This is a genomic window from Thalassospira sp. MCCC 1A02491, assembly GCF_001613785.1.
GTDB classification, from domain to species: domain Bacteria; phylum Pseudomonadota; class Alphaproteobacteria; order Rhodospirillales; family Thalassospiraceae; genus Thalassospira; species Thalassospira povalilytica.
On record NZ_LPVX01000002.1, the window covers coordinates 1 to 25,297 of the forward strand.

Annotated in this window: 21 protein-coding genes and 1 pseudogene; 7 read left to right on the forward strand and 15 right to left on the reverse strand. The window is 56.2% G+C overall.

Annotated elements, in window-relative coordinates:
- Positions 1–161 (forward strand): annotated as a pseudogene (locus AUQ42_RS15820) (aldehyde dehydrogenase (NADP(+))); the annotation flags it as partial.
- Positions 162–225: 64 nt separating this feature from the next.
- Positions 226–951 (forward strand): ribonuclease activity regulator RraA, encoded by a 726-nt coding sequence (locus AUQ42_RS00605; RefSeq protein WP_068517025.1) that lies wholly within the window; start codon positions 226–228, stop codon positions 949–951.
- Between the two features lie 99 nt (positions 952–1,050).
- On the opposite strand, the gene AUQ42_RS00610 is transcribed toward AUQ42_RS00605, so the two are convergent.
- From AUQ42_RS00610 to xylF, 5 genes are all read right to left on the reverse strand, one after another.
- A complete protein-coding gene (locus AUQ42_RS00610; RefSeq protein WP_068517026.1) occupies positions 1,051–2,304 on the reverse strand; it encodes an ROK family transcriptional regulator in 1,254 nt (417 codons plus the stop codon).
- A 104-nt stretch (positions 2,305–2,408) separates the two neighbouring features.
- Positions 2,409–3,590 (reverse strand): fumarylacetoacetate hydrolase family protein, encoded by a 1,182-nt coding sequence (locus AUQ42_RS00615; protein ID WP_068517027.1) that lies wholly within the window; start codon positions 3,588–3,590, stop codon positions 2,409–2,411.
- Entirely contained in the window at positions 3,587–4,489 is a 903-nt protein-coding gene (locus AUQ42_RS00620) for an ATP-binding cassette domain-containing protein (RefSeq protein ID WP_231856634.1), read from the reverse strand. The genes AUQ42_RS00615 and AUQ42_RS00620 overlap by 4 nt, the downstream gene beginning before the upstream one ends.
- Before the next feature lie 11 nt (positions 4,490–4,500).
- Positions 4,501–5,766, reverse strand: a complete 1,266-nt coding sequence (locus AUQ42_RS00625) for a sugar ABC transporter permease (RefSeq protein WP_082817648.1) — start codon at positions 5,764–5,766, stop codon at positions 4,501–4,503.
- 100 nt (positions 5,767–5,866) lie between these two features.
- Complete coding sequence (gene xylF / locus AUQ42_RS00630) at positions 5,867–6,898, reverse strand: D-xylose ABC transporter substrate-binding protein (RefSeq protein WP_068517029.1); 1,032 nt, start codon at positions 6,896–6,898, stop codon at positions 5,867–5,869.
- Between the two features lie 243 nt (positions 6,899–7,141).
- Between xylF and AUQ42_RS00635 the strand changes: the two genes are divergently transcribed.
- The gene (locus tag AUQ42_RS00635) at positions 7,142–7,903 is read left to right on the forward strand and encodes an SDR family NAD(P)-dependent oxidoreductase (RefSeq protein WP_068517030.1); all 762 of its coding nucleotides are present in this window, start codon (positions 7,142–7,144) and stop codon (positions 7,901–7,903) included.
- A gap of 89 nt (positions 7,904–7,992) precedes the next feature.
- On the forward strand, positions 7,993–10,155 hold the full coding sequence (locus AUQ42_RS00640; RefSeq protein ID WP_068517031.1) for a dihydroxy-acid dehydratase: 2,163 nt from the start codon (positions 7,993–7,995) through the stop codon (positions 10,153–10,155).
- A 199-nt stretch (positions 10,156–10,354) separates the two neighbouring features.
- Here the strand turns inward: AUQ42_RS00640 and AUQ42_RS00645 are convergent, their stop codons facing one another.
- The 3 genes from AUQ42_RS00645 to AUQ42_RS00655 are packed head-to-tail and all read right to left on the reverse strand — an operon-like array spanning position 10,355 to position 15,039.
- A complete protein-coding gene (locus AUQ42_RS00645) occupies positions 10,355–11,842 on the reverse strand; it encodes an efflux transporter outer membrane subunit (protein ID WP_068517032.1) in 1,488 nt (495 codons plus the stop codon).
- A gap of 15 nt (positions 11,843–11,857) precedes the next feature.
- Complete coding sequence (locus AUQ42_RS00650; protein WP_082817649.1) at positions 11,858–13,843, reverse strand: MacB family efflux pump subunit; 1,986 nt, start codon at positions 13,841–13,843, stop codon at positions 11,858–11,860.
- A 2-nt stretch (positions 13,844–13,845) separates the two neighbouring features.
- Complete coding sequence (locus AUQ42_RS00655) at positions 13,846–15,039, reverse strand: efflux RND transporter periplasmic adaptor subunit (protein WP_068517033.1); 1,194 nt, start codon at positions 15,037–15,039, stop codon at positions 13,846–13,848.
- Between the two features lie 165 nt (positions 15,040–15,204).
- Here AUQ42_RS00655 and AUQ42_RS00660 point away from each other — a divergent pair, with 165 nt between their 5' ends.
- Positions 15,205–15,987: a response regulator transcription factor gene (locus tag AUQ42_RS00660; protein ID WP_082817650.1), complete on the forward strand. Its 783-nt coding sequence runs from the start codon at positions 15,205–15,207 to the stop codon at positions 15,985–15,987.
- Positions 15,984–17,411, forward strand: a complete 1,428-nt coding sequence (locus AUQ42_RS00665; protein ID WP_068517034.1) for an ATP-binding protein — start codon at positions 15,984–15,986, stop codon at positions 17,409–17,411. Before AUQ42_RS00660 ends, AUQ42_RS00665 begins: the two co-directional genes overlap by 4 nt.
- An 88-nt stretch (positions 17,412–17,499) precedes the next feature.
- Here AUQ42_RS00665 and purU read toward each other — a convergent pair whose 3' ends face one another.
- From purU to AUQ42_RS15700, 7 genes are all read right to left on the reverse strand, one after another.
- On the reverse strand, positions 17,500–18,384 hold the full coding sequence (gene purU / locus AUQ42_RS00670) for a formyltetrahydrofolate deformylase (RefSeq protein WP_068517035.1): 885 nt from the start codon (positions 18,382–18,384) through the stop codon (positions 17,500–17,502).
- A gap of 82 nt (positions 18,385–18,466) precedes the next feature.
- On the reverse strand, positions 18,467–19,771 hold the full coding sequence (glnT, locus tag AUQ42_RS00675) for a type III glutamate--ammonia ligase (RefSeq protein ID WP_068517036.1): 1,305 nt from the start codon (positions 19,769–19,771) through the stop codon (positions 18,467–18,469).
- Between the two features lie 86 nt (positions 19,772–19,857).
- Positions 19,858–21,186, reverse strand: coding sequence for an FMN-binding glutamate synthase family protein (locus AUQ42_RS00680; protein ID WP_068517159.1), 1,329 nt, complete (start codon positions 21,184–21,186; stop codon positions 19,858–19,860).
- A 47-nt stretch (positions 21,187–21,233) separates the two neighbouring features.
- Entirely contained in the window at positions 21,234–21,920 is a 687-nt protein-coding gene (locus AUQ42_RS00685; protein ID WP_068517037.1) for a GXGXG domain-containing protein, read from the reverse strand.
- An 84-nt stretch (positions 21,921–22,004) separates the two neighbouring features.
- On the reverse strand, positions 22,005–22,901 hold the full coding sequence (locus AUQ42_RS00690) for a glutamine amidotransferase family protein (RefSeq protein WP_068517038.1): 897 nt from the start codon (positions 22,899–22,901) through the stop codon (positions 22,005–22,007).
- A 118-nt stretch (positions 22,902–23,019) separates the two neighbouring features.
- On the reverse strand, positions 23,020–23,724 hold the full coding sequence (locus tag AUQ42_RS00695) for an XRE family transcriptional regulator (RefSeq protein ID WP_197460751.1): 705 nt from the start codon (positions 23,722–23,724) through the stop codon (positions 23,020–23,022).
- Positions 23,725–23,848: 124 nt separating this feature from the next.
- Positions 23,849–24,112: a hypothetical protein gene (locus tag AUQ42_RS15700; protein ID WP_156480794.1), complete on the reverse strand. Its 264-nt coding sequence runs from the start codon at positions 24,110–24,112 to the stop codon at positions 23,849–23,851.
- A gap of 31 nt (positions 24,113–24,143) precedes the next feature.
- On the opposite strand from AUQ42_RS15700, the gene AUQ42_RS00700 reads away from it, so the two are divergent.
- Positions 24,144–25,277: an aminomethyltransferase family protein gene (locus tag AUQ42_RS00700; protein ID WP_068517161.1), complete on the forward strand. Its 1,134-nt coding sequence runs from the start codon at positions 24,144–24,146 to the stop codon at positions 25,275–25,277.
- Positions 25,278–25,297: the final 20 nt, after the last annotated feature.

Genomic DNA, 25,297 nt, shown 5'->3' on the forward strand with positions numbered 1-25,297 from the left:
CCGGTGTGGAGGTATCCGATACCATGGTCCATGGCGGGCCATATCCGGCATCGACCAACTTTGGCGCGACTTCGGTCGGGACCATGGCGATCCGCCGCTTCCTGCGACCGGTTTGCTATCAGAACATCCCGACCGACGTGCTGCCGGCTGATATCGCGTAACCAACTGCTTTTTCCAAGATACGGCCCGGCGCAAAGCCGCCGGGCAAACCCACGGAGACAAATAATGAGTGACTATGTCCTGAGCAGTGCGACACGCGACAAGCTCAAGAAAATCAGCACCGCTTCGCTGTGCACGGCACTTTTCAAACGCAACCTGCGCAACCAGTTCATCCAGAACGTCCATCAGGTTGCCCCCAAGGACGAAAACATGGTCGGGCAGGCCTATACGCTGCGCTATATCCCGGCCCGCGAAGATCGCAACCCGATCGAAGTATTCCGTGATCCCAAACATCCGCAGCGCGTGGCTGTCGAAGAATGCCCGCCCGGTCATGTTCTGGTGATGGATAGCCGCAAGGATGCCCGTGCGGCCTCTGCCGGCTCGATCCTTGTGACCCGCCTGATGAAGCGCGGTGTCGAAGGCATCGTGACCGATGGCGGTTTCCGTGATGCCGAAGGGATTGGCAAGCTCTCCATTCATTCCTATCACTCGCGCCCGTCTGCGCCGACCAACCTGACCCTGCACGAGGCCTATGACCTTAATGTGCCGATCGGATGCGGTGATGCGCCGGTCTTCCCGGGGGATGTTCTGGTCGGGGACAAGGATGGCGTTGTTGTCATTCCGGCCCATCTGGCAGATGAACTGGCCGAAGAATGCGCAGGTATGGAAAGCTTCGAGGATTTCGTTCTTGAAGAAGTCCTTTCTGGCAAGCCGATCATTGGTCTTTATCCGGCAACCAAGGATGAAACCAAGGCCAATTACGAAGAATGGCGCAAGAAGAACGGGCGTTGATTTCCGCCCGTTGCGTCACAGACAATGCGTCGCAAACGACAAAAGCCGCTCCGATGGGGCGGCTTTTTCATTGGTGGCCGGTTTTGCAAGCGGGTGCTGCTAGTTGGCGGTGGTTGCCTGAAACATGTTTTCATCATGGCGCAACAGGCTTTGGCCAATCGCCCCCTGAAGGGCAAGGTCCTTGTCCCAGGCCAGATGGGTGATCTCGGGGCCGCGGCGTAGTTCGGGAACCTGTGCCTGTTCAAGGCCGCGCATCAATTCCGGTTCCATCATGTCATAGGCGCGTGCGCCCGATCCGGTGATGAAAATCTGTTTGGGGCCCAAAAGCGCGATCAGATTGGCAATGCCATATCCCAGAACCTTGCCCGCATGGCGGAACAGATCAGCCAGGTCCTGATCCCCGGCGCGGGCGCGCGCCACCAGATCCATCATCTGTTCTTCACTTGGATGCAGGCTGTTGGTATCGGGCAGGTCAATCAGGCCGCGGGCATCGCGCAATATGGCGTAATCCCCGATATAGGCTTCAAGGCAGCCGCGCCTGCCACAGTTGCACAGCGGCCCGTCGGGTTGATATTTGGTGTGGCCGAATTCGGCTGCTGTACCGAAATCGCCATTGTAGACCGACCCGTTCAGAACCAGCCCCATGCCGATGCCATAACCCAGCATGATCACGGCAAAATCGCCGCCGCGATGCAGATTGGTGTTTTGGGAAATGGCGGTGGCAATGCAGTTGGCATCGTTTGACATCTGCACAATCCCGCCAAACCGTTCGCCCAATGCCTTGGCAAGTGCGATGTTGCGATGGCGCAGGGCCGGGGACCAGATGATTTCGCCGCTATTGCTGTCGCACACCCCCTGAACCGCAAGGCTGATGCCAACCGGTGGCCGGGCTGAAAAATCCTTATGCCGGGTGATGAATTCCTCGATCAGCCCGATCAGGGTCGTGACCAGACCATTTTCATCAAGATCGCGGGTATTGATGCTGTGTTCCGAACTGCATTCAATTTCACCCTTGAAGTTGCCCAAGGCAATTTCGATCAGATTGATGGTGATCTTGACGCCAATCACACAGGCCGCATTGGGAACAAGATCAAGCAGCACCTTGGGGCGGCCGCGTGTTGATCCGCCATTTCCGCCGCCATTGCCGGTCGCGTTTCCGTTCGTCGTTCCCTGGCTTTCCTGCACCAGCCCCTGTGTCATCAGATCGGCCGTAAGCGAGGTGACGGTCGCCGGGCTTAACCCGGTTGCCGTGCCGATATCGATACGCGCGGCAGGGCCGTGAATGCGCAAATAGCGCAGAATGGCAATCTGGGAAGGTTGACGTGGGGTGTCGGCTTCTTTACGGCGGCTCATGAAGCGTGTCAGTATCCTGTGGGATGGCAAGGCGGGCTTTGTGCCCGCCTTGTAAATATGGGCATTTTTTATCCCGTTTTGGCAAGGGGATAGAAAAGGCTGCGTTACAGAAGCCCGCGTGCCGCAAGGTTGGTCATCAATGCGGTGATGCCAAATTCCCACGGATTGATAACGTCCGAACGGTCCACCTGATTGATCAGTTTGCCAAGGCTTGGTGTCGAAATTGTCACCAGATCACCCATCTCGTGGGTGAAGCCCTTGCCAGCACCGCCGCGATCATCGGTGGGGGCAAACATGGTGCCCAAAAACAGCATAAAGCCATCCGGGTACTGGTGATGTTTGCCAATCGCCTGACCGACCAGGCTTTCGGGCGTGCGGCTGATCTGGCTCATCGAACTGACGGCATCAAGGTGATAGCCATCCGTGCCATCAACCGCCATGGCAAGATCGGCATCCTTGACGGTTTCAAGGGTAAAGTGGTCATCAAACAGGCGGATGAACGGCCCGATGGCGCATGATCCGTTATTGTCCTTTGCCTTGCCCAGAAGCAACGCGGACCGGCCTTCGACATCACGCAGATTGACGTCATTGCCAAGTGTTGCGCCGACAATCCTGCCCTTGGAGGTCACAGTCAGAACCACTTCGGGTTCCGGGTTGTTCCAGTTTGAAATCGGATGCAGGCCAACATGGGCCCCATGGCCCACAGCCGACAACACCGGGGATTTGGTAAAGATTTCCGCATCCGGGCCGATCCCGACTTCAAGATATTGCGACCAGGCACCTTTTTCGATCAGGACCCGCTTGATCTCGGCGGCCTTGTCTGATCCCGGTTCGATCTGTGACAAGTCATCACCGATGATGCCGGTGATTTCAGTGCGGATCTGATCGGCCTTGCTGGCATCTCCGCGTGCCTGTTCCTCGATCACCCGTTCAAGCAGGCTGGCAACAAAGGTCACGCCACTTGCCTTGATCGCCTGAAGATCGTTGGGGCTCAGAAGATGGGCGGTCTTGCCATCGGCACCCGGTTTTGACTGTTCGATGATGTCGCCAAGCGATGCGGCGGTCGGGAAACTTGCCGGGTTCGACAGCCGCGCCAGAACATCGTCGCGTTCAAGCAACTGGCTGATGGTCGGCGCAAGGCTGCTGATATCGCGCAGATTTTCACCATCGACCAGAACCGGGGTCGGGCCGGAAACCCGCGGGTCCCAGATGCGTCCGATCAGAATGGCACGATTGGCGTCATCGGGCAGGATATCGGTATGGTTTGCCGGAAAGCCTTGGGTCATCGGGGCGTCTCGCTTGTTTCGTTCGGGGTCAAAGGGGCGGGGTGTGGTTGGTCGGTGCCAGTTTTATCCGGTGTTGTGATGTCCGATGCTTTGGTTGCGGCCGGACGGTTGGTTGCACCCGGACCAGCCAGATGCAAAAGATGTTCGGGCATCTTGCCCAGGATGATCATGCCAAGAACATCATCATGTGTGACATCCTTGGTCCTGACGCTGCCGACCAGCTTGCCGTTTTTCATCACATGCAGCCGGTCGGAAAGATCAAACACATCATGAAGATCGTGACTGATCAACAATATACCGAGCCCGTCACGTTTCAACTGATCAATCAGTTCGCCGACCATTTTGGTTTCATGCACGCCAAGCGCGGCGCATGGTTCATCCATGATCAAAACGCGTGCTTCGAATAAAAGGGCGCGTGCAATCGCAACCGATTGCCGCTGCCCGCCCGACAGGGCCGAAACGGGTGATGTGAATTTCTTGAAATTCGGGTTGAGGCGATGAAGGACCTCGCGTGCCTTGTGTTCCATCGCCGCATCATCAAGAAAACCAAGCTTGTCGATGATTTCGCGTCCCAAAAACAGGTTCTGGGCCGCATCAAGGTTATCGGCAAGGGCAAGGTTCTGATAGATCGTCTCGATATTGTTGTCGCGTGCATCCCGCGCATTTTCGATTTTGGCTTCCTTGCCATCGACAATGATCTGGCCGCTATCGGCCTGATAGGCACCCGACAGGATCTTGATCAGGGTCGATTTGCCAGCGCCATTGTGGCCCAGCACCCCGACCACTTCGCCGGGATAAAGATCAATCGAAACCCCGTCGACGGCCTTGACCCCGCCAAAGCTGATATGAATGTCGCGCATCTCGACAAGCGGATCGGTATTTGTGGTCATGTCGGTCATATCCGGTCTCCTTACGCGGTCGGGTCGCTGTAACGACGGTGGAAATACTTGTCGCTAAAGACAGCCAGAACAAGAACCAGCCCGATGACAATGCTTTGAAGCGATGTATCGACCCCCAAAAGCGCCATGCCGCTTTGAAGGCTTTGCATCACAAGCGCCCCGATCAGCGCGCCATAAATCGTGCCAACGCCCCCGGCAAGCGACGTTCCGCCAATCACCACCGCGGCAATGACGCGCAATTCATCAAGTGTGCCAAGATCATTGCCCGCCGATTGCAGGCGTGCTGATGAAATCGCCGCACTGATCGCGCACAAAACCCCCATCAGGGCAAAGACCGCAACCGTCATGCGTTTGACATTGATGCCTGCAAGCTCGGCGGCCTGCGGATTGCCACCAATCGCAAAGACATAGCGCCCGAACCGGGTCCGCTTGACCACAATGGTCAGGATGATCGCCACAAGGGCGACAATCAGAAGCGGGATCGGAATACCGTGCGAGATTTCAAGATTTTCCGGGGTGACCGGAATGCCCTTGTTCTCAAGCAGGCGTTCGGCAGCACGCGTCGGCAGGTGATAGGCATTCAGGGTCGCAATCGCGGCCAGAACCAGCCCGCCCTTGATGATGGTATTGGTATATTCCGCCCAGACCGGCTTGACCGGGAATTCGAATGAAAGACGGCGGCGGCGTTCCATGATCGCGGCATAGATGATCGCAAGAATGGCGATCAGGGCGACGATCCAGCTCCATGTCGCGCCAATCGTGCCTTCGATCCCGCCGCCCAGCAAAATGAAATTGTGATCAAGCGGGGCAACCGTGCGGCCCTGTGTCACCCACCAGGCCGAACCGCGCCACACCAGAAGACCGCCAAGGGTCACGATAAAGGCCGGAACACCGAGATACCCGACGGCAAGCCCCTGAATCCCGCCAATAGCCGCGCCAAGGGCAATGCCGACCAGAAGGGTCAGGATCCAGGTCAGCGGATGATTGTAATCAAGAAACTGTGGCAGGACATCGGTCTGAACCACCCCCATGATCATGGCCAGAACGCCCAGTATGGCGCCGACCGAAAGATCGATATGACGGGTAACGATAATAAGAACCATGCCGCAGGCCATCACGGCAACCGATGCGGTCTGGACCGACAGGTTAAAGATATTGCGCGGGGTGATAAATCGCCCGCCCGATGCGATATCAAAGCCGACCCAGATGATCAGCAAAACAACGGCAAGGCCAACCAACCGGCGGTCGACTTCCATTTTCGTAAGCAGTCGTGACATGAAAACGCTCGTAAGGCAGCGGGGCCGGCATGCTGTGTTCTGCGCACGCGAACAGCAGCCGACCCCGGGTTAAGCAAGGCAGGAGGAAATAAAGACTGCCCTAGTTACAGGCAGATACCTTGCCGCTCGGAACGCCTTTGCATACGACGTCTTTGGACACCCAACCGGCATCAATCACCAGATCAAGCTTGTTCTGGGTGATGGCAACCGGATCAAGGAAGAAGGATTTCATGGTCACGCCATTCGGGCTTTGCCAGTCTTCGGTGCCCGAAACGTCGGCGAGTTTGGTGCCCTTGGCCAGATCGACTGCGATTTCAGCGGCCCGTTTGCCAAGAAGACGCGCATCCTTCCAGACCGAAACCGTCTGGGTGCCAAGTGCAACACGGTTCAGGGCCGCATGATCGCCATCCTGACCCGAAACCGGGATACCCTGCATGCCCTGTGCGGAAAGGGCGGCAACCACACCGCCAGCCGTACCGTCGTTGGAGGCAACAACAGCATCAACCTTGTTATCCGCAGCCGTCAGGAACTGCTCCATATTGCGCTGGGCGATCGCCGGCTGCCAGCTGTCGGTATAGGCTTCGCCGACAACCTTGATGTCACCGGAATCGATGGCCGCCTGAAGAATTTCAAGCTGGCCTTCATGCAGGATATTGGCATTCGGATCGGTCGGAGCACCCTTGATGAAGACGTAATTGCCTTTGGGCTGGGCGCCAAACACGGCCTCGGCCTGAAGGCGGCCGACTTCCTTGTTGTTGAATGTAATGTAATAGGCGTTCGGATCTTCGATCAGGCGGTCATAACCGACCACCGGGATGCCTTCATTGGTTGCCATTTCCACCGCCGGACCGATCGAGGCGGAGTCTTGCGCCAGAACGATCAACGCATCCGCGCCGCGCGCAATCAGGCTTTCAATATCGGAAAGCTGCTTGGACGGATTGCTTTGGGCGTCCGCGCTGATGTATTCCGCGCCGGCTGCTTCAAGGGCGGCCTTGATCGCGGCTTCATCGGTTTTCCAGCGTTCTTCCTGGAAATTCGACCAGCTGACGCCAACCGTAAGATCAGCCGCAAAGGCATTTGCAGACAGCAATACGCTACCGGCCAGCATGGCCGTGGAGAGGAGTTTTTTCATTGGTTTCTTCCCTGAATGAATGTGTCTTGTTGCGACATTTATTTTTGTTGTCGAAAAAATGTTGACGTGAAGAAGCCGTCCTGTCAAATTTTTTTTAGTGATTAAATTAAAAACAGCTCTTTGGGCGATCAATTCGTCCCGTAAATCCGCATTTTTGGTTGATTCATGGGGTGATTTTCAATGATGCACTGCATCATTTAATTCGGTTGTCTAAAATAAAACAAAGATATGACAGGGAACGTTATGACAGCGAGTTATCACGACATTGACGGGAAATCCGTGCTTGTGACCGGCGGTGCGTCGGGGATCGGGGCATCAATTGTGCGTGCCTTCTGTGCCCAGGGGGCGCATGTCGGTTTCTTTGATATTGATGATGGTGCCGCACAAAAGCTGATTGACGAGATCCGCGATGAAACCGGTCGGGCACCGGTCTACAAATCCTTTGATCTTCGCCAGCAATCGCTGATTGCGGGTGCGGTGCGTGAAATGTCGGCGGCAATCGGGCCGATGGATGTTCTGGTCAATAATGCCGCCCGTGATGACCGGCATCGCCCCGAAGAAATCGGACCGGAACAATGGCGCGATGGTCTGGATGTCAACCTTGCGCATCATTTCTTTTGTGCTCAGGCCGTGGCCCCGGACATGAAGAAAAAAGGCGCAGGCAGCATCATTAATTTCAGTTCCGTAAGTTATATGATGGGGCTTCCCGATCTGGTGGCTTATGAAACGGCCAAGGCCGGGGTGATTGGCCTGACGCGTGCGCTGGCGCGTGACTGGGGGGCTGATGGCATTCGCGTAAATGCGCTAACGCCGGGCTGCATCATGACCCAGCGACAGCTTGATCTGTGGATTTCCCCCGCTGACGAGGAACGCATTCAGCAACAGCAATGCGTCAAACGCCGGCTGGTTGGTGATGATGTCGCGCAGATGGTGCTGTTTCTGGCATCCGATGTGTCTTCGGCCTGCTCGTCACAGAACTTCATTGTTGATGGCGGCATCGTCTGATCCGTCACGCACCGGCCTAAATCCGATCATCGGGTTTGCCGGTTCGCAAATGCCTTGTCCCGCAGTCGCCCCAATCGAGAACACACATCATGTCGCCCACCAATCTTCCCGCATCCCCGATCATCATTGATGAAAAAGCAAACCCTTACCGCGATTGCATTCAGGGGTTGGCCAATCAGCCGATCACGGTCGTCAAACTGTTGCGCGACGCGGTGAATGAAAACCCGGTCGTTGCCCGGGGCCGTGATTTCAGCGTCCCGGAAATCAGGGATGTGGTCGGGCGTCTGGTCGAAAACCGGCCACGCATTGCGATCATTGGCGGCGCGCCCGATCATCCGGCCCATCTTCTTGATCGGCCACAGGCCCTGATGGCGGCAATCCGCATCTGGGAAATGGGCGGGGTGCCGTTCCTGTTTCATGTGCCCGTAATCTGTGATGGCACCGCGCAAAACAATATCGGGCAAAGCTATTCCCTGGCGTCGCGCAATCATACGGCTGCTGCGGTCAATATCACGTTCGAAGGGCACAGCTATCACGCGGCCTATGTCATTGCCGGCTGTGACAAATCACCGGCTGCCGTGGTTGCCGGTCTGGCGGCTGCTGATCATGCCCGTGCCTATCGCGGCGATCAGGCCCCGGTCTGGGCGGTTTTTGCCCCGTCCCATGTTCTCAAGGGCGGTGAAATTCCCGAAGGCACACGGCGCTTGCTTGATCAGATTGCACTGGATGCCGATCGTGCAGGCCATGATGATCTGGGATCGGATATTCGTGAAAATATGCGCTATATCCTGCAATGCACCTCGGACGAGGCCTTTGCCGGGTTGCTGGAACGTGCCCGGTTGCTGGGCCTGATTGATGGCGCACTTGAACGCCGCGTGCTTGATCAGCTCGCCACTGCGACCTGTGATTCCAAGGGCGGCATTTGTGCCTTTAACGGCACGGGAAATTCATCGCGTACCATGTTGGCGGCCTTTGGCCTGACACCGCCGGAACTGGAACTTCTGACCGACGTTCCACCCTTTAGTGCGGTGGCGGCCGGGGTGGATGCCTTGTTTGATGTTTTTAACAAACCGCAATATGCGATCGGCAATCTGCTAAAAGCCAATTTCGCCAATTTCGTGCGCATTCATAATGCGACCGGATCAAGCAGCAACATGCTTTTGCATCTGCCTTTCATGATGCGCTATGCCGGGTTTGATGTGTCGATTGATGATTATCAGGATGTGCGCACCAAAACCCCGGTGCCTGAAATCTTTGCCCACAGCCTGACCGAAAATCGCGATACCTTTGTACTGGCCCAACAAATGGCCGAAGGTAAAAATCGCGGCATGGAAAGCATTTATCGCATTCTTTCCGATCTGGGGGTGGCGATGGATCTTGATGCGCCGACGGTCCTTGGCAAAACCTGGGCCGAACGTATTGCCGGTCTTGAAAATCCGGTTGATCTGTCGCTTGGTGATGCGTCGGTTATTCGCGCAACCCCGGTGCGCAAACGATCGGGCGTGGATGTTCTTACCGGCAGTTTCTTTGAAAATTGCGCGGTCAAAACATCGGGGATGAGCGACCATTTGCTGTCGCATTTCGACGATCATGTTTTCATCGTCCGCTATTACGAAAACGAACATGTCTGTAACGGGGATTTTGCATCACCCGATCTGGTGACGCGCCTGATTGAAACCGATGGCGTGGACGAGGAACTGATTGCCGCAGTGGTTCGGCGCAATGGCGGGAACAGTGTTGATATGAACGCGCCCAAGGACATGCTGGCACAGGGGCATTTGTCCTTTGCCTTTGTCATTGGCGGGCAGGGGCCCGAAGCCTATGGCATGCCGGAAATGTTTTCACCGTCCCAGAATCTGCGTCATCACCGCATTCTTGAAGCATCCTCGATGCTGATTACCGACGGGCGCTATTCGGGGGTGACCAAGGGCGCGTGCATTGGTCACATGGTGCCAGAAGCATTCACGGGCGGCGGGATCGGTTATCTGCGTGACGGGGATGTGCTGCGTCTGAACCTGACGACGCTGAAACTTGACTGGCTTGATCCGGTGGCGTTTCTGGACGGGATGGAATTACCCGCCGATCCACGGGGGATCAAAGAACGGGTCGAACTCTTCGAAGGGCGGCTTGGGCGGATGGAAGCCCGGCAGTGTGATATCGCTGCGAGCAATGTCCTCGATGCGATTGGAAATGCGGCGTGCGGCATCGTCCCACGGGCAGTTGACCGCCGTGCAATCAAGTCCTCGCGATAGGCGTTGCGCGCTGTCGCGTTCAAATATGATTTCACCGCGCGTCACGCTGTTGGATTCCCGAACCGTCAAAACAAGTGCCGCAAAGCACAGCCCGCCGCCGACAAGCATCATAAGCCGTCCAAGCATTGGTGCTTTTTCACGATGAAATCGGGGCATGTCCTGACCTTTCAAATATTGCCAATATCCGCGCGCACTGTGATCAGGTCGGGCTGACCTGATCGGTTGCCGCACCGGACTGCGACGCGTCTGGTGTCGCATCCCCGCCCAGCGCCTGATAAAGCGTGATCAGGTTGGTGATGCGATCAAGCTGGTTTTCAAGGACGGTTTCCTCGGTGGTGCGCCGGTCTTCCTGCGCATCAAGCCAATCCTGCATCGCGACCGCCCCCGACCGGAACCGGGTTTCATAGATCGCCTCTGCGTTGAGTGACGCCGCAAGTGCTGCTTCAAGTCTTTCAGCCCGGCGATCATAATTGGTCCGCGCAGACAGGGCATTTTCGACATCCGCCATTGCTTGGTACGTGGTCTGGCGGAACTCGGTGATGGCCTGTTCATATTCGGCTTCGGATACCCTGATATTCAACTGCCCTTCATTCCAGTTCAGGAATGGTAACGCCAGGCTGGCGCCAAGTGTTCCAACCGGATTGGACAAAAGATTGCGCAACTGATCGCTGCTTGATCCAAGCGTCCCGGTCAGGCTGATGGTTGGCAACAGACTGGTCTTTACGGAATTGAGTTCCTCGACACTTTCGCGCAGGCGCAATTCGGCGGCCCGGACATCGGGACGCCGTTCCAGAAGACCCGATGGCAACCCTTCGGGGATGGCCGGCAACATACCGGCGGGCAGTGTCTTGCGCGTGATTTCAATATCTGATGGCGGTTGGTTGAACAGAATGGACAACGCATTCTTGGTTTCGGTCAGGCTCTGTTCAATCTGGGTATAGGCCGCGCGCTGGTTTTCAAGGTTGCTGCGCGCTTCATTGACTTCAAGCGATGATGTCGAACCCGATGCATATTGCACATCCACCAGATCAAGGGTTTGCTGTGCGTAATCAATGCTGGCCTGAGCGATATCAAGACGCTGCTGATAATAGACCGCCTGCCAGTAAAGGGTCGCCGTCGTCCCGATCAGCGAAAGCGCAGTGCTTTCGCGATCTTCAAGGGTGGCAAGGGCTTCCCACTTGGCGGCATCATAATCGTGGCCAAGCTTGCCCCACAGATCGAGCTCGTAACTGATCCCGGCATCAACACCATAGCTGCGCGTAATGTCGCCATTGCTGCGACCATCTTCACTGTCGAACTGGCGCGATGTCGAAATATCGCTGCCCGCCGAAAGATCGGGATAAAGCGCATCTTCGGCAAGTCCGGCTGTCAGCTGTGCCTGGCGGACCTTGATGGTGGCTGCGGCCAGATCGTTGTTGGTTTCAAGCGCGCGGGCAATCAACCGGTTAAGCTGCGGGTCGTCAAAATTCTTCCACCATCCGGTCTGTGCAAGAATTTCTGCCCGGGTTGCGGTGTCATCCGTGCCAATGTCGTTTCTGGTGGCGGTATCTGTGACGGCAACGGTTGATTGGCCCCACGATGTCGGCATGGTCATGTCGGGTCGGTCATAGCTGACTTCCGACAGGCTCGAACATCCGGCAAGCATCAGCATCGACAGGATCGTTCCGGTTTTCAGAATGTTTTTCATGATCTTTTTTCTTTCCTAGTCGCGTGACAGGGCATCGACCGGATCCAGTCGTGCCGCATTGCGGGCGGGCAAAAAGCCGAACGTGATGCCGATCATGGTCGCGCAGGCAAAGGCACCGATGATTGATGTCGGTGAATAGACCATCGAAAAACTGCTGCCGATCAGATCAAACAGCTCGCCGATGGCAAGGGCGCCAAGAACGCCAAGCCCCCCGCCCAGAATGCACACCAGAACCGCTTCGATCAGGAACTGGCGCAAAATGTCGCTTTGACGGGCGCCAACGGCCATGCGGACCCCGATTTCACCGGTGCGTTCGGTGACCGAAACCAGCATGATATTCATCACCCCGATCCCGCCGACGACCAATGAAATCACCGCAATCGATGAAATCAGAAGCGTCATGGTGCTGGTGGTTTTCTCGACCGTCTGGCGGATGCTGTCACTATTGACGGTAAAGAAATCCTTGGTGCCATGGCGCTGGGTCAAAAGATCGGTGATCTGACTTTCGGCAAGGGCGGGGGCGACATTGTCGGCCACCCGTACCGTGATGCTGCTCAGATAGGTCTGACCAAGAATACGGGTCAAAGCCGTGCTGTGCGGCACCCAGATATTCAGGCTGTCTTGATTGCCAAACGTGCTGGTTTTCGGCGCAGTTACCCCGATGATCTGTACCGGCACCGATCCAAGAAGGATCACTTCGCCAACCGCACGTTCCCCGTCCGGGAAAAGTTTCTGCACGGTATTGTCATCAATGATGGCAACCTGGGCACGTTTCCCGATTGCTGCCTGGTCAAACCAGATGCCGTCGGCAATTTCATAGCCGCGGACACGGTAATAATCGGTGCCAACACCGGTGACATTGGCATTGACCTCGATATTGCGATATCGCAGTGCGACGGTGCTTGAAACCCGGGGCGTGACGCTGTCGACATAATACTGGCTGGCCAGAACGTCGGCATCACCGGCAGTCAATGTGCGGATCTGATCGGCATCCCGGTCCCCGAAATCCTTGCCACGATTGATGTCGATCGTGCTGGTGCCGATGCTGCTGATATCGGAAAGGATGCGTTCCTGTGATCCGGTGCCAAGGGCCACGACCGAAACCACCGATGCAATGCCGATAATAATGCCCAGCATGGTCAGGAAAGTGCGCAGGCGATGCGCATTCATCGCAATCAGCGCCATTTTGAACGCTTCGCCAAACCGGCCAAGTTGCGACAGATAACTGCTTTGACCGCTGCTGATGGTGTTGATCGCAACGGTCGATGCGTCGTCATCGGATTTTGGCGAGATGCGTTCATCGCGGATGATTTCGCCGTCGCGGATTTCGATGATGCGTTCGGCATGGGCCGCCACATCATGATCATGGGTCACCAGAATGACGGTATGTCCGTCCCGATGCAGATCGCGCAACAGATCAAGCGTCTGCTTGCCGCTTTGCGTATCAAGTGCGCCGGTCGGCTCATCGGCCAGAATGACATCCCCGCCATTCATAAGCGCACGGGCAATACTGACACGTTGCTGCTGTCCGCCCGAAAGCTGGCTCGGTCTGTGATGGATGCGGTCACCCAATCCGACACGGGTCAGGATTTCGGTTGCGCGTCTGGTTCGTTCGCCGGCATCGGTTCCGGCATAGATCGCCGGAACTTCAACATTGCCAAGCGCACTAAGATCCGACAACAGGTGATATCGCTGAAAGATGAACCCGAAATATTCACGGCGCAGGGCGGCAAGCTCGTCAGGTTCAAGATCACCGGTCAGGCGACCATTGACGCGATATTCCCCTTCGGTCGGGCGATCCAGACAGCCAAGGATATTCATCAATGTCGATTTGCCCGATCCCGACGCCCCGATGATGGCGACCATTTCGCCACGCTCGATCGTCAGATCAACGCCCTTAAGCACGGCGATCTGTTCTTCACCGGCCGGGTAATGACGCCACAGATTGCGAATTTCGATCAGCGGGGCGGTGGTGCTGTTTGACATGGTTTCATCGCGCATGATCAAAACATCCCGCCCGGAGGACCCCGGCGTCCCGATTGTGTGCTTGTCGGCAATTCGGCCCCGCTGGCCATGCCAATGACGATCTCGTCATCGGCACTCAGGCCGCTGGTGATTTCGGCATTGATATTGGTATTCAGTCCGACGGTGACGGCACGTGGTTCCGGGTGGCCATCGTCGGTCATGACATCAAGAAAATAACCGCCATCTTCGGTCGGGCCTTTCAGGGCCGAGGACGGAACAATCAGGGCATTTTCCGACTGATCAAGAATGATGGTGACTTCGGCTGTCATCCACAGACGCAACAGATGGTCGGGATTTTCAACATCAAACAGCGCGTTGTAATAGACCGCTTCGTCATCGGTGTTTTCATCATCGTCCTCGATCCCGGTCGGGGCCGGTTCAATGGCGCGAAGGGTGCTTTTGTAAACGGTGCTGGAATCCCCCAGAACCGTGAATTTCACAGGCAGACCTTCCTTGATGCGGATGATATCGGCTTCGGAGACCTCGGCCTTGACGGTTACGGTATCAAGTTTGGCCAGCTTGATGATGGTCGGGGTGGATTGTGATGCGTTGACGGTCTGGCCTTCCTTGACCGGAAGGGCGACGACCGTGCCATCCATCGGCGCTGTGATCTTGGTATAGCCAAGGTCGATCCGCGCGGTATCCACCGCAATTTCGGCCTGGGTGATCTGGGCATTCAATGCATCGACATCGGCCTTGGCAATCGCAAGGGTGGCTTCGGCCGCGTCATAGTCTTCCTGCGGGGATGCATCAAGTGCGCGCATCTTCTTCTGGCGGGCAAAATCAAGTTCCGCCTGTTTGAGTGTCGCCTTCTGGGCGGCAAGCTGGGCCTTGATATTGGCAAGGGATGCCTCGGCCTCCTGCAGATCGTTTTCCTGGGTTGACGGATCGATCTCGGCAATCAGGTCGCCTTCGCGGATCCGGTCGCCAAGTTCCACATGCAGGGCCATGATCTGACCGGAAACCTGCGCGCCGACACTGACCAGCTTCGAAGCACTGACCGCCCCGGTGGCAAGCACGGTATCTTCGATTGTGCCCATACGCGGCTTGGCCGTGATAAAGGCGGTATCGGCACTGCTGGGGAACAGATAGGCCTGCAACCCCCACGCAGCCCCGGCCAGGGCGACAATCAAAATGACGGCGTTGCGGACGCGTTTTCCGGATCTACTCATCGGGCATTCATTCCTGACATTGCTCAGTGGCGCGACATGCGCATTCCTGATGAGCAACAGATAACAAGCCAGCCCGGGCTTGAGGGTGAGGGGGGTGAAAATGATCTGTAAGGAATGTGTAAAGATGGCCTTCGGGCTCTTTTAACGGGCGCAACGATGGGTAGAATGGCATCATCCAGACCGCAAAAACAAACCGGCCCGTCATACCGTGCCGACGCCAAGGAAAGACGCAAACAATTGACCCGCATATTGCTTGTAGATGACGACGCCGAACTGGGGGCGATGCTTGCCGAATATCTTGATGGCGAGGGCTTTGACGTTTCCCAGGCCTATAACGGCAAGGAAGGGCTGGCGCGCGCGCTTCAGGGGGAATATGCCGTCATCCTGCTTGATATCATGATGCCCGGCATGGGCGGCATTGACGTTCTGCGCGAATTGCGTGTCAAAAGCCGCGTGCCCGTCATCATGCTGACCGCCAAGGGTGATGACGTTGATCGGGTCATCGGGCTTGAATTGGGGGCGGATGATTATATCCCCAAACCTTATTATCCGCGGGAACTGGTGGCCCGTATCCGGGCGGTTTTGCGCCGGGCCGAACCGGTTGTTCCCAGTGATCCGGACGGGGCGGGGAACAATTCGTTCGATGAACTTGTTCATGGCAAACTCAAACTCAAACCGGCCAGCCGCGTGGCAAGTTTTGATGGCGTGGCGTTTGATTTGACCGTGTCGGAATTCAATCTGCTCGAAGTTCTGATGCGTGCGGGCGAACGTGCCCTTTCCAAGGACGAATTGTCGCGCAAGGTGCTGGGTCGCCCGCGCGAGGTTTATGACCGTTCGATTGATGTGCATATGAGCAACCTGCGCCAGAAACTGCAAACCGTCAGCGGCGATGCCGGCATGATCGAAACCGTGCGCGGCTTTGGCTATCGTTTAAGGCAGGACACATGAAAAGACGTCTGTTCTGGAAAATCCTGATCGGGTTTATCATAACCTTTACCGGTATCTCGGTCGGGGTCTGGTCGCTGCTGATGTTATATGGCGGGCCGCCCGAACCGTTCCATATCGGCTATCTCAAACGCACCGCCCCGGGATATCTGCAAACTGCCGCCGAAGTCGCCCGCCATGGCGGTGTTGACGAACTCGAAGCCACCATTGCCCATTGGCCAAAATCCGAACGCAGCCGCCTGATCATTGATCTGGGCACCCCCGGTTCGGTCGGTACAGTCGATGGCGCCAATAGCGCCAATAATGCCAGCGCTGCCAATAGTACCGATATGGTTGCGCGCATCTTGCCGGATAACGGTTCCCCCGAATGGCTGGATGCGCTCAAAGAATACCCCGCCTTTGAACAGGTCGTGACCGGTCCTGGCGGTGAAAAGATCCGCCTGATCTATGATGTCAGCGATGTGATTGCCGAAATCCCGCAACGGTCACGCTGGAAAGTCCCCAATCCCCTGATCATTCTCGGATCGATTGGCGGCCTTGTCTTTAGTGGTGTTCTCGCCTGGTATCTGACGCGCCCGATCCTGAAAATCAGTGACGGGTTCGAAGAATTGTCGCGCGGCAATCTGGATTACCGTCTGGGCAAAACCATCGGGCGGCGGCGCGATGAAATTGCCGATCTGGCCCGTGATTTCGATGTCATGGCTGATCGGTTGCAACGGCTTGTCGCGGCGCGTGACCGGTTGCTCAATGACGTCTCGCACGAATTGCGCTCTCCGCTTGCCCGGATGCAGCTTGCCGTCGGGCTGGCGCGCCAGTCACCGGACAAAAGTGCCACTTCGCTTGACCGCATCGAAAAGGAAGCCTTCCGGCTTGATGAGCTGGTGGGGGAACTTCTGACCCTGTCGCGGGCCGAAAGCGGTGCGGCACGCCATCAATCATGGATCGATCTTGATCATCTGCTGGGCCGTGTGGTCAGCGATGCCCGGTTCGAAGCCGATGCCACCGGTGTGATTGTCGATGCCGATTTTGGGGCGCGACCGTCCGGTGATCACAATGTACCGGTATTGATGGGCAGTCCCGAACTGTTGCGCCGGGCTTTTGAAAATGTCGTGCGCAATGCCCTGCGCCATTCGGGCGAAGGACAGATCGTCAAAATCACGGCCACGGATGATGCCGATCACCAGCAGTTCCGCATCGACATCAGTGACGAAGGCCCGGGCATTGACGGCGACAAACTCGATGACCTGTTTGAACCCTTCGTGCGCGGGCAGTCAAATGCCTGGGGCGGTGGGTTCGGCCTTGGCCTGTCGATTGCCCAGCGCGCCATTCGCGCCCATGGCGGGGATATCAAAATCCGCAACCGTGATCAGGGCGGGCTTCTTGTCACAATTCTTCTGCCCTATGAATTGCGTCAGGCCGAAGTCTGATCATCGGGACGGGCAAGAAAGACGCCCATAAAAACAAACGCCCCGGCCTGTGCAAAGCCGGGGCGTTTCGGTTTTCGGACCGGGATGCTTATCCCATGCGTTCGGACGCATAGCTTCCCGGGCTTGGCGGGAAGACAATGGTACGATTGCCGTTGATAAAGGACCGGTGGTGAATGTGGGCGTGAACGGCACGCGCCAGAACCTGACTTTCAACGTCACGCCCGATCGACACATAATCGGCCGAGTTCTGGGCATGGGTGATGCGTGCGATATCCTGTTCAATGATCGGACCTTCATCAAGATCGGCCGTCACATAATGGGCCGTCGCCCCGATCAGTTTCACACCGCGTTCATAGGCCTGCCGATACGGGTTGGCCCCCTTGAAACTTGGCAGGAATGAATGGTGGATATTGATGATCTTGCCGCTCATTTTCTTGCACAGGCTGTCAGACAGAACCTGCATATAGCGCGCCAGAACAATGAGTTCGACCTCGCTGCTGGCAACGATATCAAGAAGCTTTTTCTCGGCTTCGGGCTTGTTGTCCTTGGTCACCGGGATGTGGTGGAACGGGATATCGTGATTGACCACGACCTTCTGATAGTCGAAATGGTTTGAAACCACACCGACGATATCAATCGGCAAGGCCCCGATTTTCCAGCGATACAAAAGATCGTTCAAACAATGGCCAAACCGCGACACCATCAGAAGAACCTTCATCTTCTCCGCGCTGTCATGGAACTGATAGGTCATGCCAAATTGCGTTGCCGGACCATCAAAGCCACGCGACAGGGTTTCCTGATCGACACCTTCTTCGCTGACAAAGGCCACCCGCATAAAGAACAGGCCGGTTTCCATGTCATCAAACTGGGAACTGTCGGTAATGTTGCAACCATGTTCGGCCAGATAGGCTGAAATGGCGGCAACAACCCCGCGCTGGGAGTCACAGGTGACTGTCAGAACGTAGCTTTTCATCTCGTCTGGCTTTCAAAATAACAGTGAATGAAAATGACCCGGCCCCGTCCATCGGGGAATGTTTTGGGGCCGGGCAGAAGCATCAGATATCAAGCGTGTTTTCGCGTTCCCAGCTTGAGAAATGCGAAACATATGAATTCCATTCTTTTTGCTTGAGCTTGAGGAACGCCTTGGAAAACGCCATGCCAAGTTCGGCCTGAAGCGCTTCGTTGCGGCCCAGTTCGCGTAATGCATCAAGAAGGTTCAGCGGCAGGCGCGGCGCATCCTTGACCAGATGGCCTTCTTCATACATGTCGATGTCATAATGCGGGCCGGGGTCGGCGGCATTTGCCATGCCGTCAAGTCCGGCCGCAATGATCACCGCCTGAAGCAGATAGGGGTTGGTCGCCCCGTCGGGCAGGCGCAATTCAAACCGGCCCGGGCCCGGGACACGCACCATATGGGTGCGGTTATTGCCGGTCCAGGTCACCGAATTGGGGGCCCAGGTCGCGCCCGATGTGGTGCGCGGCGCATTGATGCGTTTATATGAATTGACCGTCGGGTTGGTGATCGCGGCCATGGCCGATGCATGGTTCATGATCCCGCCCAGGAAATGCTTGCCCTTTGATGAAAGGCCAAACGGGGCCGCGTCATCGGCAAAGGCATTCTGACCGGCCTCATTCCACACCGATACATGGCAATGGCATCCGTTGCCCGTCAGGCCGGCAAACGGTTTGGGCATGAATGTCGCGCGAAGGCCGTGTTTCTCGGCAATCGATTTGACCATGAATTTGAAAAAGGAATGCTTGTCCGCGGTTTTAAGCGCATCATCAAATTCCCAGTTCATTTCAAACTGGCCATTGGCGTCTTCATGGTCGTTCTGATAGGCACCCCAACCCAGTTCCAGCATGTAATCACAAATCTCCGCAATCACGTCATAGCGGCGCATGACCGCCTGCTGGTCGTAACACGGCTTTTCGGCGGTATCGGCGGCATCCGAGATTGCCGTACCATCCTCGGTAATCAGGAAAAATTCCGCCTCGACCCCGGTTTTGACATTCAGGCCAAGCTTGGCAGCCTTGGCGATCTGGGCCTTAAGGACATTGCGCGGGGCCTGCTCGACCGGCTGGTTTTCCATGATGCAATCGGCCGCGACCCAGGCAACATCGGGTTTCCACGGCAACTGGATCACAGAGTCCGGATCAGGAACCGCAAACATGTCGGGATGGGCGGGGCTCAGATCAAGCCAGGTCGCAAACCCGGCAAATCCCGCACCTTCTTCCTGCATGTCAGCAATCGCCTGGGTGGGAACAAGTTTGGCGCGCTGTCCGCCAAACAGGTCGGTAAAGCTGATCATGAAATACTTTATGCCGCGTTCCCGGGCAAAGGCTGATAGATCCTTGGTCATTGAAGTCCCCTGACGAATTTTATGCAGTGCCAACGGTTATCCCGGCGTGCCAAAAGGCACACCGGTTCCGGTGGTGCGTTAATGTTCTAGAATCCTCCCTGACCGGGAATCCAACTGGTCCCGGCAAGCGGTACACCGGCCATGGCCGCCGCTTCGATATTCAGTGCGCACAGATCCTCGGGTTCGAGGTTGTGCACATGATTTTTGCCGCAGGCGCGCGCAATTGTTTGCGCTTCAAGTGTCATGACCTTCAGGTAGTTGGCCAGACGCCGACCAGCGGCAATCGGGTCAACCCGTTTCATCAGGTCGGCATCCTGGGTCGTGATGCCTGCGGGATCACGGCCTTCATGCCAATCGTCATACGCCCCGGCCGTCGTGCCAAGCGCGTTATAGTCTTCTTCCCATTTGGGATCGTTATCGCCAATCGCGACCAGGGCAGCCGTCCCGATGGAAACCGCGTCCGCGCCAAGGGCCAATGCCTTTGCCACGTCCGCGCCATTGCGAATGCCGCCGGATACGATCAATTGTACTTTGCGATGCATTCCCATGTCTTGCAACGCTTTTACCGCTGGGCGGATACAGGCAAGCGTCGGCTGACCGACATGTTCAATGAACACTTCCTGGGTTGCCGCCGTACCGCCCTGCATGCCGTCAAGCACGATGACATCGGCACCGGCCTTGACGGCAAGTGCCACGTCATAATAGGGGCGGGCACCGCCAACCTTGATAAAGATCGGCTTTTCCCAGTCGGTGATTTCGCGCAATTCCTGAATTTTGATCTCAAGATCATCCGGACCGGTCCAGTCGGGATGACGACATGCCGAACGCTGATCGATCCCCTTGGGCAGGTTGCGCATATGGGCCACACGGTCCGAGATTTTCTGACCCAGCAACATGCCGCCGCCGCCCGGTTTCGCGCCCTGACCAATGACGATTTCAATCGCATCGGCGCGTTTGAGATCGCGCGGGTTCATGCCGTACCGTGACGGAAGATATTGATACACTAGGGTTTCGGAATGGCCGCGTTCTTCCTCGGTCATGCCGCCATCGCCGGTGGTGGTCGATGTGCCCGCAAGGGTCGCCCCACGCCCAAGCGCCTCTTTGGCCGGACCGGAAAGTGAACCGAAACTCATGCCTGCGATGGTGATCGGGATTTTAAGTTCAATCGGTTTCTTGGCAAAACGGGTGCCCAGCGTGACTGCGGTTTCGCATTTCTCGCGATATCCCTCAAGCGGGTAGCGTGACATGGATGCACCAAGGAACAGCAAATCATCAAAATGCGGGACCTTGCGTTTGGCGCCACTGCCGCGAATGTCATAGATGCCGGTGGCCGCTGCACGGCGGATTTCCGATAAGGTATAATCATCAAAGGTTGCCGATTTGCGCGGCGTGGTAACGGGATGTTTGTAGCTCATGGTCTGATCCTGTTTCTGGGCTGAAAGCATGGTTTCAGCGCTGCGCGTCAATAAGCGTCGGCATTGTCGATGTTGAAATTGTAAAGCTGGCGGGCAGAGCCATATCGCGTGAATTCTTCGGGCTTCACATCCGTGATCCCCGCATCCGACAGAAGCTTGGCCAGAATTTCGATATGTTCGGGGCGCATATCCTTTTTGATGCAATCCGCACCAAGCGATTTGACCGTGCCGCGTACGAAAAGCCGTGCCTCATACAGGGAATCACCAAGCGCATCCCCGGCATCACCCAGAACAACAAGATTGCCCGATTGCGCCATAAAGGCCGACATATGGCCGATATTGCCTTTGACCACGATGTCGATGCCCTTCATCGAAATACCGCACCGTGACGATGCATTGCCTTCGATCACCAGCAATCCGCCATGGGCGGTGGCCCCGGCATACTGGCTGGCATCGCCCTTGATCACGACCTTGCCCGACATCATGTTTTCCGCCACACCCGGACCGGCATTGCCATGCACCGTGATATTGGCGGTCTCATTCATACCGGCACAGTAATAGCCGACACTGCCCTTGATCTGGACATTGACCGGGGCATCAATCCCGACGGCAACCGCATGGGCACCGCGCGGATTGGTGACTTCGAATTCCTCGTTCCCACCGTCTTTATCAAGTGCATGAAGCGACGCATTCAAATCGCGCAATTCGGTGGTTGCAAGATCAAACACTGGCATATGTGTTCCTTCCTTAAATGGCTGCCTGTGTGAGGCGGCCGGGTCGGGGCGCGATATCGCTGCACCCGACAGGGTTCTTGAAAATCAGTGTTCCCAGAAATAAACCGTGGCCGGTTCCGGTTCCCAAACCCGCGCATCTTCAATGCCCGGCAGGTTCACGAGCGCGCGATATTCCGACCCGAATGCGACATAGGCATCGGTTTCGGCCATGACGGCGGGTTTACACGCAATCGGATCGCGTACCACGCCAAAGCCCGACTTGGTGCCAACGACGAATGTGAAAAACCCGTCAAGGTCATCAAGCGCACTGGTCAATGCCTCGCCAAGGTTCTTGCCCTTGGCCATTTCCCCGGTCAGGTAGGCGGCGGCGACTTCGGAATCGTTTTCGGTTTCCATGCGAATGCCCTGATGGGACAGCTCACGGCGCAGATTGTTGTGATTGGAAAGTGACCCGTTATGGACAAGGCACTGGTCCGATCCGGTCGAAAACGGATGGGCGCCAAGGGTCGTGACCGCACTTTCGGTCGCCATACGGGTATGACCAATGCCGTGTGTGCCCGACATGTCGGTAATCTTGAACCGTTCGACCACATCCTTGGGCAGGCCGACTTCCTTGTAGATTTCCATGACATTGCCCGTGCCCATCACCCGGATATTGGGGCGAAGTTCGGCAAGGGCGGTACGGGTGGCATCGATCTGATCGGCGCCAACCGTGATCACGGCATGTGTGCTTTTGGGCAGGATCGATGCATTGGCAATGCCCGCAGCACGCAATTCATCGGTCAGGCCGGCAAAATCGGTTTCCGGTTCCGGGGACTGAATGGTGAGTTTGGCCAGATTGTTCTGATCTGCGCCATAAATGGCGATCCCCGCACTATCAGGGCCGCGATCGGTCATGGTCACCAGCATTTCCGACAGCAAAGCGCCGAGCTGCGGTTCCAGACTTTTATCTTTAAGGAATAAACCAACGATGCCGCACATGGCAGGACAGTCTCCATTCTGTTGCTTGAATGGAGACTAACTGTTCGCGATTGCGGAATCAACTCATAAGAATAAAAATTTCATCAGGGTGAATTATATTCTTCACCGTAAAGAAAGTTTACGAGCGTGCCGGATAACAGATGATCGACAGATAACGGATTGGAAATGAAAGAAGTTCTTCCGGTCCGTGCCGGGCATCGGCATCAAAAAACAGGCTGTCACCGGCTTGCATGTAATAAAGCTGATCACCGTGGCGATAGCGTACTTCACCCTCAAGCATATAGATGAATTCCATGCCTTCATGCTGGAAGGCGGGGAAACTGCTCGACTCCTCGGTCAGGGTCAGCAAATAGGGCTCGACCACCACACCGCTGGTATTGTTATCAATATGCCCAAGCAGGTTATATTCATGGCCTGCGCGCGTGCCGCGCCGTTCAATCGCAATGCCTTCGCCCGATTTGACGAACACCGCATTGCGCGGTTCTTCATAACGGCGGAAAAAGTCGGTCAGTGGCACACCAAGTGCACTTGCCAATGCCTGAAGCGATGTCAGGGACGGTGACGTCACACCGTTTTCAATCTTGGATAACATCCCCATCGAAATGCCGGTTGCCGATGCCAGATCAGCAATGGTGATGCCAAGTTTCTTGCGCAGGGCGCGGACTTCATGTCCGATCGCGATTTCCAGATTGTTTTCCTTCGGCTCGCGAAGGGCGTGCGGGTCCTGGTTCAGGGCGGCCGGTTTGTTCATGGAGTCCATGGGTATTCCTTGCTCGCTGTTGGCGTTGGTTTTGGTTGGTTTCTGCGATTTGTTATCTGCCATTGTGGCGGCTTCCTTCGCGACCGTCCCAAACCGGGGCGGCGCGTTTCCTGATCGTTTCCTGGCTCATGCGCGGACCGCTTTGCTTTGGCGGCCGTCTTTTGTTTTGTGCCGGTCTACCCGCTGATCATTGCGATCCGTGGTGCAGTGCGGCCTTGTGTTTCATGTAAACTGTCAGGAAAGATTTATCAACTGAAGGGAAAATCATTTTGTGGGACAGGCGGGCGGTGGTGGCGCAATCAAATTGTTGCAATGCCGCAGAAAATAGCACTTGAGGAATAATTATTGAATTAAATGAAAAATAATTATTGCGTTCGCGAACGAGTTGCCGCCAGAATGGAGAACATAAAAAGCCAATAATTGCGCGCTGATTGCGCGACAAGGCTGCCAAATCAGGGCGACCAAATCAGGAGGCCATCACAATGACTGCAAGCTGGAGATTCTCCGCCCTTGCCGACCGTCACCGCGCGCTTGGTTCCAATCTTGAAGATTGGAGTGGGATGGGCACGGCATGGACCTATGACAAGGATTGGGACGAAGAATACATCGCCATCCGCACCAAGGCCGGGATCATGGATGTATCGGGCCTGAAAAAGGTCCACATCACCGGTCCCCATGCTTCGCACGTCATTGATTATGCCACCACGCGCAATGTCGAAAAAATCTATCCGGGCAAATCGGTTTATGCCTGCATGCTCAATGATCAGGGCAAATTTACCGACGATTGCGTGATCTATCGCATGGGGCCGAATTCATGGATGGTGGTTCACGGATCAGGCACCGGGCACGAAGAATTGACCCGGGCCGCCGTGGGGCGCGATGTATCGGTCCGTTTTGATGACAATCTTCATGACCTGTCGCTTCAGGGGCCGTTGGCGGTCGATTATCTGGCGGAATATGTGCCCGGCATTCGCGATCTTCCCTATTTTCATCACATGCAAACCCAGCTGTTTGGCGCACCGGTGATGATTTCGCGGACCGGCTATACCGGTGAACGCGGTTACGAGATTTTCTGTCGCGGGCAGGATGCCGGGATGATCTGGGACCGGATCGTTGCCGAAGGGGCCGATATGGGCATCATTCCGACCCGCTTTACCACGCTTGATATGTTGCGGGTCGAAAGTTACCTGCTGTTTTATCCCTATGATAACTCGCAGATGTATCCGTTCGAAAACGAAGGACCGGGCGATACCCTGTGGGAGCTTGGCCTTGATTTCACGGTCAGTCCCGGCAAAACCGGTTTCCGCGGCGCCGAGGAACATTATCGTCTGAAGGGCAAGGAACGCTTCAAGATTTTCGGCATCCTGTTTGACGGCAAGGAAGTCCCGGCCGAAGGGGCGGCTGTGTTCAAGGACGGGGCAAAGGTTGGCGTTGTGACCTGTGCGATGTATTCCCCGCTCAAAGATCAGACCATGGCGATTACCCGTCTGGCGGTTGAGTGCGCCGAGCAGGGGGTACGTCTTGAAATTGCCGGGGCGGACGGGATGCTGGGCGGTATGGCCCACACCATGCCCTTTGATGATCCGAGCAAATCCAAAAGAACCGCCAAGGGCTAGGACATATCCCCCGGGGATCG